The sequence below is a fragment of the Paratractidigestivibacter sp. genome, assembly GCF_052362415.1.
In the GTDB taxonomy this organism is placed as follows: domain Bacteria; phylum Actinomycetota; class Coriobacteriia; order Coriobacteriales; family Atopobiaceae; genus Paratractidigestivibacter.
Window position 1 is genome coordinate 1 of sequence record NZ_DAWEMK010000054.1, and the last position, 10,508, is coordinate 10,508.

Consider the following 10,508-nt stretch of genomic DNA (forward strand, 5'->3'; position numbering starts at 1 on the left):
TGGCTCTCTTTCCGCGAGGAGACCGACTTCCTCGTCGAGGCGCGCAACCTCGAGGAGTTCCGCCGCAACAACGCCGGCTGCAAGTTCCTCGACTGCCCGAAGCCGTACCCGGCGCTCTGCACGCGCCACGTCGTGGTGATGGACTACATCGAGGGCATCCCCATCGACGACACCGTCGAGCTCACCGCCGCCGGCTACGACTGCGCCGAGATCGGCGAGAAGCTCATGGACAACTACACCGCCCAGATGCTCGACGACGGCTTTTTCCACGCCGACCCGCACCCCGGCAACCTCGTGGTCTCGGGCAACAAGATCGTCTACATGGACCTCGGCATCATGGGCAGGCTGAGCTCGGGGGATAGGCGCTGCGTCTCGCAGATGGTGGAGGCCGTGGCCAGGCGCGACTCGATCGAGCTCGCCGACGGCCTTCTGCGTTTCTCGCGCGGGGGCAGCTCCGAGGTCGACTACGCGCACCTGCTCGGCGAGCTCGACGCGATCATCGCCAACTACGGATCGGCCGACCTTTCCGACCTGGACATCGGCGGCTTCGTCAACTCGCTCGTGACCATGGCGCGGCGCAACGGCATCGAGCTCCCCGGGAGCGTGACCATGCTCGCCCGTGCGCTCGTCACCCTCGAGGGCGTTGTCGACAACCTTCTGCCGAACGCGAGCATGGTCGACATCATCAAGCGCCACCTGAGCGCGCACACCACCCCGCAAGACGCCGCCAAGCGCGAGGCAAAGCAGCTGGCGCGCGAGGGGGTCTCCGCGAGCCACGGGCTCCTCGTCGCGGCGGGGGAGGCCGGTCACGCCATGCGGATGCTCACCCGCGGCCAGCTCAGGGTGAACCTCGACCTCGCGGGCACCGAGGACCCGCTCGAGGACATGGGCCACATCGTCAACCGACTCACGCTCGCCATCATCGCCGCGGGCCTCTTTATGGGGTCGTCCATCGTGTACTACGCGAGGATCCAGCCCGTCATCTTCGGCATCCCCATCATTGGCTTCGTGGGCTACCTCTTCGCGCTGTTCATCGGCCTCTACGTCGCGCACGACATCCTCAGCGAGAACCGACGCCGCAAGCGGTAGCGCCTCTCTGGAGCGCCTCGGAGCAGAACGGCTGACGTCAACGTGCCCCCGTGCCCCGCGCGGCCTGTGCTTTAGTTGCCTGCTCGGGCAGTCCTCTTTGCACGGAGGCCACATTAAGTGGCCTCCGGCTCATGCGGAACTTGCGATCAACTAAAGCACAGGCCCCGCGCGGCACGGGGGCGGTGAGTCGGCTCTTCTTACTTCCCCTGCACCATGGTGAGCGAGATCTTCTTGCGGTCGCGGTCGACCTTCTCGACCCAGACCTTCACCGTGTCGCCGACGCGAACGACGTCGCTCGGGTGCTTGACGAAGCGGTTCGCGAGCTTCGAGATGTGCACGAGGCCGTCCTGATGGACGCCCACGTCGACGAAGGCCCCGAAGTCGACGACGTTGCGTACCGTGCCCCTGAGCTCCATGCCAGGCTGAAGGTCCTCGATCGAGAGCGCTGCCCGGCTGAAGATCACCTCGGGGGCGTCGTCTCGCGGATCGCGCCCGGGCTTCTTGAGCTCGCCGACGATGTCGATGAGGGTGGGGGCTCCGCAGCCAAGGTCGTCCGCGAGGTCGGCGACGCTGCCCAGGCGGCGCTCGATGTCGGGCACGCCGCCGCGCTTGAGCTCGTCGGCGGAGACGCCCGCGCGCTTGAGCACCTCGGTGGCCACGGGATAGCTCTCGGGGTGGACGCTCGTGGCGTCCAGGGGGTTGTCGCCCCCGGTGATGCGCAGGAAGCCGGCGGAGTTGAGAAATGCCTTGGGCCCGAGCTTGGGAACCTTCTTGAGCTGGCGCCTGTCGGTGAAGGCGCCGTTCTCCTCGCGGTATGCGACAATGTTGTCGGCCACCGCAGAGGTGATGCCCGAGACATAGCCCAGAAGGCTCGCGCTGGCGGTGTTCACATCCACGCCAACGCGGTTGACCACGTCCTCGACGACGTTTCCGAGCGTGCGGGAGAGCTCCGCCTGGTCGAGGTCGTGCTGGTACTGGCCCACGCCTATTGACTGGGGCGGGATCTTTACGAGCTCGGCGAGCGGGTCTTGCAGGCGTCGCCCCAGGCTCATGGCGCCGCGCACGGTGACGTCGAGGTCGGGGTATTCGCGGCTCGCGAGCTCGGATGCCGAGTAGACCGAGGCGCCCGCCTCGTTGACGATGGTGTAGCGGAGCTCCGGCGCCTGCTCGGAGATGAACTCCGAGACGACCTCCTCGGTCTCGCGGCTCGCGGTGCCGTTTCCGATGACGATGGTGTTGACGCGGTCCTTGCTCACCAGGCGGGCAAGCTCGCGCTTGGTTCCCACGACGTCGTGGCGGGGCTTGGTGGGATAGACCACGCCGTGGTCGAGGAGCTTGCCGAACTCATCGATGACGGCGACCTTGCAGCCGGTCCGGTACCCCGGGTCGAGCGCGAGGACCCTCGCGCCCCTCACGGGCCTCGCGGAAAGCAGGCCCTCGAGGTTCTTCGCAAAGACGTCGATGGCGTCGGCCTGCGCGCGTGCGGTGAGGTCGGAGCGGGCCTCGCGCTCGAGCGAGGGGGCCATGAGGCGTCTGTAGCCGTCTGCGACGGCGGCGTCGAATACCGGGGCAAAGACGCCCTGTCGGCGCGGCCATCGGCGTCCGAGCCGCTCCACCGCCGCGGCGCCGTCGACGTTCACGCGCACGCGGAGCTTGCCCTCGCGCTCGCCGCGGTCGATAGCGAGGATGCGGTGGTTGGGGATCTTGCGCAGGGGCTCCGAGAAGCCGTAGTACGGCTCGTAGGGGGTCTTCTCGGCGGCATCGGTCGCCTCTACGACGATGTCGGCGGTGTTTCTGGTGAACGCGCGCAGCTCGGCGACGTTCTCCGGGTCCTCTGCCACGGTCTCGGCCACGATGTCCGAAGCGCCGGCGAGGGCCTTCTCGGGCGTGTCGAAGCCGGCCTCCTCGTTGACGTAGGCCGCCGCCGCGTCGAGCGCCGACCCCTTGGCGGAAGCCTGCACGATGATCATGTTCGCCAACGGCTCGAGCCCGGCCTCGCGCGCTTTCTGGGCGCGGGTGAGGCGCTTCTTTCGGAAGGGCTTGTACAGGTCGAGCACGCGCTGCAGGGTCGCGGCCTCTGCGATCTGGGACCTGAGCTCGTCGGTGAGCTTGCCCTGCGCGTCGATGAGGGCGATGACGTCTTGCTTGCGCTCCTCGAGGTTTCGCAGGTAGGAAAGACGCTCCTCGAGGGCGCGGAGGGCCACGTCGTCCATGCCTCCCGTCGCCTCCTTGCGGTAGCGCGCGATGAAGGGGATGGTGCTCCCCTCGTCGATGAGCTTGACCGCCGCCTCGACGTCGGTCTTCTTTAGCTTGAGTTCCTCGGCCAGCTTGGCAATAAGGTCCATTCGACTCCTTGTCCGTTCCGTTTGCTAAAGGCCCTCTAGGATAGCATCGCCCAGACGCGGCGGACCGACGCCAAAGGGCCCCCGGGCCTCTTGTGGTCGCGGTCCTTCTCGCCACAAGATGCCCGGGGGCCCTCCTTTGTCGCAGCGCGCTACTCGAGCTCGAATGCTCCCGTGTAGAGCTGGTAGTAGTAGCCCTTCTTTGCGATGAGCTCGTCGTGGCTTCCGCGCTCGATCACGCGGCCGTGGTCGAGGCAGATGATCACGTCGGAGTTGCGGACGGTCGACAGGCGGTGCGCGATGACGAAGGTCGTGCGCCCGGTCATGAGGGCGTCCATGCCGCGCTGGACGATGGCCTCGGTGCGCGTGTCGATGGAGCTCGTGGCCTCGTCGAGGATCATCGCGGGCGGGTCGGCGACGGCCGCGCGGGCGATGGAGATGAGCTGGCGCTGGCCCTGCGAGAGCTGGGCGCCGTTGCCCGTGAGCATCGTCTCGTAGCCGTCGGGCAGACGGCGGATGAAGTCGTCGGCGCCCGCGAGCTTGGCCGCGGCGATGCACTCGTCGTCGGTGGCGTCGAGCTTGCCGTAGCGGATGTTGTCCATGACGGTCCCCGTGAACAGGTTCACGTCTTGCAGGACCACGCCGAGCGAACGGCGCAGGTCGGCCTTCTTGATCTTGTTGACGTTGATGCCGTCGTAGCGGATCTTGCCGTCGGCGATGTCGTAGAAGCGGTTGATCAGGTTCGTGATGGTCGTCTTGCCCGCGCCGGTCGCGCCGACGAAGGCGACCTTCTGGCCCGGCTTCGCGTACACCGACACGCCCTTGAGGACCTGGTGCTCGGGGGTGTAGCCGAAGTCGACGTCGACCATTCGGACATCGCCGGCGAGCGGGGTGAAGGTCACGCTGCCGTCCTTGTGGGGGTGCTTCCAGGCCCAGTCGGTGGTGCGCTCGTCGCACTCGACGAGCTCGCCCGTCGCGTTGTACTTGGTGTTCACGAGCGTGACGTAGCCCTCGTCGACCTCCGGCTCCTGGTCGATGAGCTCAAAGATGCGCTCGGCGCCGGCAAGGCCCATGACCACGGCGTTGATCTGCATGGAGATCTGGCCGATCTGTCCGCAGAACTGCTTGGTCATGTTGAGGAAGGGAACGACCACGGCGATGGTCAGCGGCATGCCCGAGATCGAGAGGTTCGGGACTTCGAGGGCAAGAAGGACGCCGCCCGCGAGGGCAACCAGCACGTAGAGGAGGTTGCCCAGGTTCATGATGATGGGCATGAGGATGTTGGCGTATATGTTGGCCTTCTGGGAGACCTCGAAGAGCCGCTCGTTGCGCTCGTCGAAGTCGGCCTCGGCGGCGCGCTCGTGGCAGAATGCCTTGACGACCTTCTGGCCGCCCATGACCTCCTCGATGTGGCCCTCGACGACACCGAGCTCCTTCTGCTGCGCGATGAAGTTGCGGGCAGAGCGTCCGCCGAGCAGCTTGGTCATGAGCATCATGCAGGCCACGCCCGCGATGATCACGAGGCACATCCACACCGAGTAGTAGAGCATGATGCAGAAGACCGAGACGATGACGATGACGGTCATGAGCAGGTTGGGCAGCGACTGGCTGATCATCTGGCGCAGCGTGTCGATGTCGTTGGTGTAGTGGCTCATGATGTCGCCGTGCTGGTGCGTGTCGAAGTAGCGGATCGGCAGGTCCTGCATGCGGTTGAACATCTTCTCGCGGAGCTTCTCGAGCGAGCCCTGCGTGATGGTCGCCATGTTGCGGTTCCAGAAGAGCGACGAGGCGACGCCCACGGCGTCGATGACGCCGAGCGTCACGGCGAGCTGCAGGATCTGCGGACGCGCCGCCGCCCAGTCGCCTGTCTGCCAAGAAGTGCTGATGACCTCAAGGGCGCCCTGAAGGAACACGGCTCCGATGGAGTTGATGATCGCGCACAAGACGATGCCCGCCACGACGGCGGGGAGAAGCACGGGGTAGAACGAGAAGAGCGTCTTGATGAGGCGCAGCGCGATTCCCTTGCGAGCGCCGCCCGCGTGCTTGGCCTGGGCTTCTTGCTTACTCATCGGCCTCGCCTCCTTCCTTGGCCTGGGCATCCGAGGAATCCTCGCTGCCCTCCTTGGTCATCTTGTTCTGGGAGTTGAACGTCTCTCGGTAGATCTCCGACGTCTTCAGCAGCTCCTCGTGGGTGCCGATCTGTGCGATACGGCCGCCTTCCAGGATGATGATGCGGTCGGCGTCCTGGACGGAGCTGATTCGCTGGGCGATGATGAGCTTTGTCGTGTCGGGGAGGTAGCTCGCGAGCCCCTCGCGGATCTTTGCGTCGGTCTTTGTGTCGACGGCAGAGGTCGAGTCGTCGAGGATGAGGACCTTCGGTCGGCGCAGGAGCGCTCGCGCGATGCACAGGCGCTGCTTCTGGCCGCCGGAGACGTTGGAGCCTCCCTGCTCGATCCAAGTGTCGTAGCCCTTGGGGAAAGTGTCCACGAACTCGTCGGCGCAGGCGAGGTGCGCGGCCTCGCGGACCTCCTCGTCGGTTGCGTCGGGATCTCCCCAGCGAAGGTTCTCCGCGATGGTGCCTGAGAACAGGACGTTCTTCTGAAGAACCATGGCGACCTGCTTGCGCAGGGTGTCGAGGTCGTAGTCGCGCACATCGACGCCGCCGACGCGCACGCGTCCCTCGGTCGCGTCGTAGAGCCGGGCGATGAGGTTGACGAGCGTGGACTTTGCCGAGCCGGTGCCGCCGATGATGCCGATCGTCTCGCCGCTCTTTATGTGAAGGTCGATGCCCGAGAGCGCCTGGCGCTCGGCGCGGGCCGAGTATTTGAAGCTCACGTCGTCGAAGTCGATCGAGCCGTCGGCAACCTCGCGTATGGGCTCGGCAGGGGCCTTGATGGTGGGGGTCGCCTCGAGCACCTCGTCGATGCGCCGCGCGGACTCATCTGCCATCGTGACCATGACGAAGATCATGGAGAGCTGCATGAGGCTCATGAGGATCTGGAAGCCGTACGTGAAGATCGAGGACATCTGGCCGATGTCGAAAGCCTGTCCCTGCGTGGTGATGATGATTTTCGAGCCCAGGTAGATGATGACCACGAAGGCTCCGTTGACGCAGATGTTCATCATCGGGTTGTTGAAGGCGAGGAGCTTCTCGGCGCGGGTGAAGTCGGCGCAGACGTCCTGGGCGGCGCGCGCGAACTTGGACTTCTCGTAGTCCTCGCGCACGAAGCTCTTGACCACGCGCATGCCGCTCACGTTCTCCTCGACGGACTCGTTAAGGGCATCGTACTTGTGGAACACGCGGGAGAAGATCGGGCGCACGAGGTGAATGATGTAGAAGAGGCCGAAACCGAGGATGGGGATGATTACGAGGTAGACCATGGCGACGCTTCCGCCCATGGCGAACGCCATCACGAAGGCGAAGACAAGCACGAGCGGGGAGCGTACCGCGATGCGGATCATCATCATGAACGCCTGCTGGACGTTTGTGATGTCGGTCGTGAGGCGCGTGACCAGCGAGGAGCTGGAGAAGTCGTCGATGTTCGCGAAGCTGAACGTCTGGATCTTATAGAAGAGGTCGTGGCGCAGGTTCTTCGCGAAGCCGCAGCTCGCGTGGCTGCAGGTGATGCCGGCGGCGGCGCCGAAGACCAGGGACACGATTGCGAGGAGCACGAGCAGGCCCGAGGTGGGGAGCAGCTCCTCCACGGTGGCGCCGACCTTGATGGTGTCGATGAGGTTCGCGGTGACGAAGGGGATGGTCATCTCGCAGGCGACCTCGCCGAGCACCAGCAAGGGGGTGGCTATGGTATAGGGCTTGTAGTCTCGAATGCTCTTCATGAGGTTGCGCATAATCGCGCCGTAGTTGACCTTCTCGGCCTTGGCGCTCAGTTCTTCTTGCACGGGCATTCCTCCTTTTTCTGCTTCTCTAGCTTTCTCCAGTGGTCAAAGATGGCGTCGAGCCTGTTCAGGAGATCGACCTTCTCTTCCTGGGAAAGAATGTCGAGCGAGTCCTTCTCGAACTCCCTCTCCTCGCGGACCATTTCGGCCGCCGCCCCTTTGCCCGCCTCGGTGAGGCTGACCTCAAGCTGGCGTTTGTCCGCCTCCGACCTGCCGCGCTTGATGAGCCCTTCTCGCTCGAGCTTTCCTAGCACCTCGGATAAGGCGGCGGAGCTCGTGTGCAGCAGTTCGAGAAGCTCCCTTTGCGTCATCTCGCCTTGGAGCAGCAGCGTCTTGAGAACGTGCTGCTTGCCGCCGAGGCCTCCGCGCATCACATACATGTAGTGACCGAGGTATCCGAGTAGATGTAGTATTTGCTGCTCGGTCGTCTCGTTTGCGCGGCATTTGGCGAGCTGCCTGTCGGATATTCGCATCTTGGACCTCCTCTCTAAAACGACAGCTACTGTTTAGCTTGAAAAGGCTACGACTGTGATGGTTGGATTGCAAGGTACCGAAATATAATTTACGAGGTACCTTGCAATCTTCACATCAGGGAAACAGTTTCTATTCCTTGCGCCTAAGTCACCCCCATATCTAAGTTTTCTATTTGGTGTTTGAGCCCACGTTGCCCCGTCCTGCAGTTCTTACGACTGTGATTGGGCTCATCGTTAACGTAAGGCGGCTAATAAAACCGCCATAACAGTCGTTGCTTTGTAAGGTCGCAGGTAGATGAGCCTTTATAACGCAGATGTAACGGAAAACCGGCCCAATGTCAGCTGAATGTAAGGCCCAATCAGACGCTCGTAAGCGACGCGAGATGCCGAATTGTAAGGCGTGGCGGCCACCTAGGATGCTCCTTGACACGGCCGGGACACGCCCTGCGGGGCAGTCCGGCAATTCATTGGAAGGAGATTCATGTCCAAGCTCGATAGCCTCTCTCGTCGTCAGTTCATCGCCGGCTTCGGCGGCATCGCCGCTGTGGCCGGACTCGGCCTCGTTGGCTGCGGCGGCTCCTCCGCCTCCGACGCCGCCGCTGATGGCGCTGCTGCAGGCTCTGAGTCCGTCTCTGGCACTGTCAACTGCTCTGGCGCCACCTCGTTCCAGAAGCTCGTTGAGTCCGCTACGGCCGAGTTTGAGAAGAAGTACCCTGACGTCACCGTCGCGATCACCGGCGGCGGCTCTGGCCAGGGCCTTTCCGACGTCAAGGACGGAAAGGCTCAGATCGGCCGCTCCGACGTCTTTGCCGAGGAGAAGCTTGACGCCGACGCGGCCGCCAAGCTTGAGGACCACACCGTCGCCGTCGTCGGCATGGGCCCGATCGTGAACGCCAAGGTCGACGTCGATAACCTCACCACCGACCAGCTCAAGGGCATCTTCACCGGCGCCATCACCGACTGGTCGCAGGTGGGCGGCACCGCCGGCAAGATCCAGGTCGTCGAGCGCAAGGCCGGCTCCGGCACCCGCGCGACCTTCGAGAACGCCGTTCTCAAGGGCGAGAAGGCCCCGGACTCCTTCGCGCCGGTCGCTGAGGAGGACTCCTCGGGCACCGTCGTCGAGAAGATCCAAGCCACCGAGGGCGCCATCTCCTACCTCGCGTTCTCCTACTTCGACGAAACCAAGTTCAAGGCCCTCAAGGTCGACGGCGTCGAACCTACCGCCGAGAACGTCTGCTCCGGCAAGTTCAACATCTGGGCTTACGAGCACATGTACACCGCCAAGGACGCCGACGACGCCACCAAGGCCTTCATCGACTTCATGATGTCCGACGACGTCCAGGGCTCCCTCGTCGAGGAGGAGGGCTTCATCCCCGCCTCCGACATGAAGGTCCAGAAGGACGCCAAGGGCAACGTGACCTCCAAATAGCTTCCTCTTCCCTTCGAGGTGTGGGCGGCCTCATTACGAGTCCGCCCGCACCTCGCATTATGTACCTACCTAGAAAGGTCGCTTAATGGCAAAGCAGATGCTGCCGAAGCGCCGCCTCGAGAACGTGGGCCTGGGCATCACGGGGGCGTGCGTCGCCCTCGTGGCGCTGATCGTCGTGACGCTTATCGTCATGGTTGCCCAGCAGGGCCTCTCCGCGTTCTTCGTCGACGGGATCGACTTCGGAGCCTTCCTCACGGGCACGAGCTGGGTGCCCTCCGACGGCAAGTACGGGGCGCTCCCGCTCATCATCACGTCGTTCGGCGTCATGGTTCTCTCGACGATCTTCACGCTGCCGATCGCGCTCGGCTCGGCCATCTTCGTCGTCGAGGTGCGCCCAGGCTTCGGCCGCAAGATCTTCCAGCCGCTCGTCGAGCTGCTCGTCGGCATTCCCTCGGTCGTCTATGGCCTCATCGGCCTCACCGTGGTCAACGCCGCCATGCGCGCGATCTTCGGCGACGCGGCCGGCACGGGCGCGGGCATCCTCTCGGGCGCCATCGTGCTCGCCGTCATGATCCTGCCGACGGTCACCACGCTCTCCATCGACGCGCTCGCCGCGGTCCCCAACGAGTACCGCGAGGGTTCCTATGCCCTCGGATGCACCCGCTGGCAGACGGTCTGGCACGTCGTCCTCAAGTCCGCCCTGCCGTCGCTCATGACCGCGGTCATCCTCGGCATGACGCGCGCCTTCGGCGAGACCCTCGCCGTCCAGATGGTCATCGGCGGCGTCGAGAAGGTCATGCCCGCCGGCCTCCTTTCGCCGGCGGCGACGCTCACGACGGCCCTGACCTCGGGCTTCGCGAACGCGACCACGGGCTCGGTCCAGTATCACGCGCTGTGGGCGCTCGGCCTGCTGCTCATGGGCATGAGCCTGCTGTTCATCCTCATCATCCACATCATCGGAAACAAGGGGGCGAAGAACCGTGGCTAGCACCAGCTCCACCACCTCGAAGGCGGCTTCCGTCAAGGCCGGTGGCCTCGGCGTCGACCTCGACGAGCACGCCGCCCGCATCGGGCGCCAGGACCGCGTGGCGACGGGCATCCTCACCGTCATCGTCGCGTTCGTGCTATTTCTGCTCGCGGCCATCGTGGCCTTCATCCTGATCCAGGGCCTCGGCAAGGCGTTCGCCCCCGGCTTCCTCACCACGCCGCCGACCGATCCCGACAACCCCGGCATCAGCTCCGAGCTCTTCGACAGCTTCTACATGCTCGGATCGTCGT

Annotated in this window: 7 protein-coding genes and 1 pseudogene; 4 read left to right on the forward strand and 4 right to left on the reverse strand. The window is 64.5% G+C overall.

The annotated features are described in order from the left end of the window. Positions 1 to 1,089: ABC1 kinase family protein (locus tag ACT84W_RS06585; protein WP_444328625.1), on the forward strand; the 1,089-nt coding region annotated here is incomplete at its 5' end. 197 nt (positions 1,090 to 1,286) lie between these two features. Here the strand turns inward: ACT84W_RS06585 and ACT84W_RS06590 are convergent. The 4 genes from ACT84W_RS06590 to ACT84W_RS06605 form a co-directional block, all read right to left on the reverse strand. Then, entirely contained in the window at positions 1,287 to 3,434 is a 2,148-nt protein-coding gene (locus ACT84W_RS06590; RefSeq protein ID WP_417575430.1) for a Tex family protein, read from the reverse strand. 149 nt (positions 3,435 to 3,583) lie between these two features. Then, the gene (locus ACT84W_RS06595) at positions 3,584 to 5,500 is read right to left on the reverse strand and encodes an ABC transporter ATP-binding protein (protein ID WP_444328626.1); all 1,917 of its coding nucleotides are present in this window, start codon (positions 5,498 to 5,500) and stop codon (positions 3,584 to 3,586) included. Next, positions 5,493 to 7,268: an ABC transporter ATP-binding protein gene (locus ACT84W_RS06600; RefSeq protein ID WP_444328631.1), complete on the reverse strand. Its 1,776-nt coding sequence runs from the start codon at positions 7,266 to 7,268 to the stop codon at positions 5,493 to 5,495. Before ACT84W_RS06600 ends, ACT84W_RS06595 begins: the two co-directional genes overlap by 8 nt. Before the next feature lie 47 nt (positions 7,269 to 7,315). Next, entirely contained in the window at positions 7,316 to 7,801 is a 486-nt protein-coding gene (locus ACT84W_RS06605) for a MarR family winged helix-turn-helix transcriptional regulator (RefSeq protein WP_444328627.1), read from the reverse strand. Between the two features lie 481 nt (positions 7,802 to 8,282). Here ACT84W_RS06605 and ACT84W_RS06610 point away from each other — a divergent pair, with 481 nt between their 5' ends. The 3 genes and pseudogenes from ACT84W_RS06610 to ACT84W_RS06620 form a co-directional block, all read left to right on the forward strand. After that, complete coding sequence (locus tag ACT84W_RS06610) at positions 8,283 to 9,230, forward strand: phosphate ABC transporter substrate-binding protein (protein ID WP_444328628.1); 948 nt, start codon at positions 8,283 to 8,285, stop codon at positions 9,228 to 9,230. Positions 9,231 to 9,315: 85 nt separating this feature from the next. Further along, positions 9,316 to 10,218 (forward strand): phosphate ABC transporter permease subunit PstC, encoded by a 903-nt coding sequence (pstC, locus tag ACT84W_RS06615; RefSeq protein WP_432290427.1) that lies wholly within the window; start codon positions 9,316 to 9,318, stop codon positions 10,216 to 10,218. Beyond that, positions 10,211 to 10,508, forward strand: a pseudogene (locus tag ACT84W_RS06620) (phosphate ABC transporter permease PstA); the annotation flags it as partial. The gene pstC and the pseudogene ACT84W_RS06620, both read left to right, overlap by 8 nt.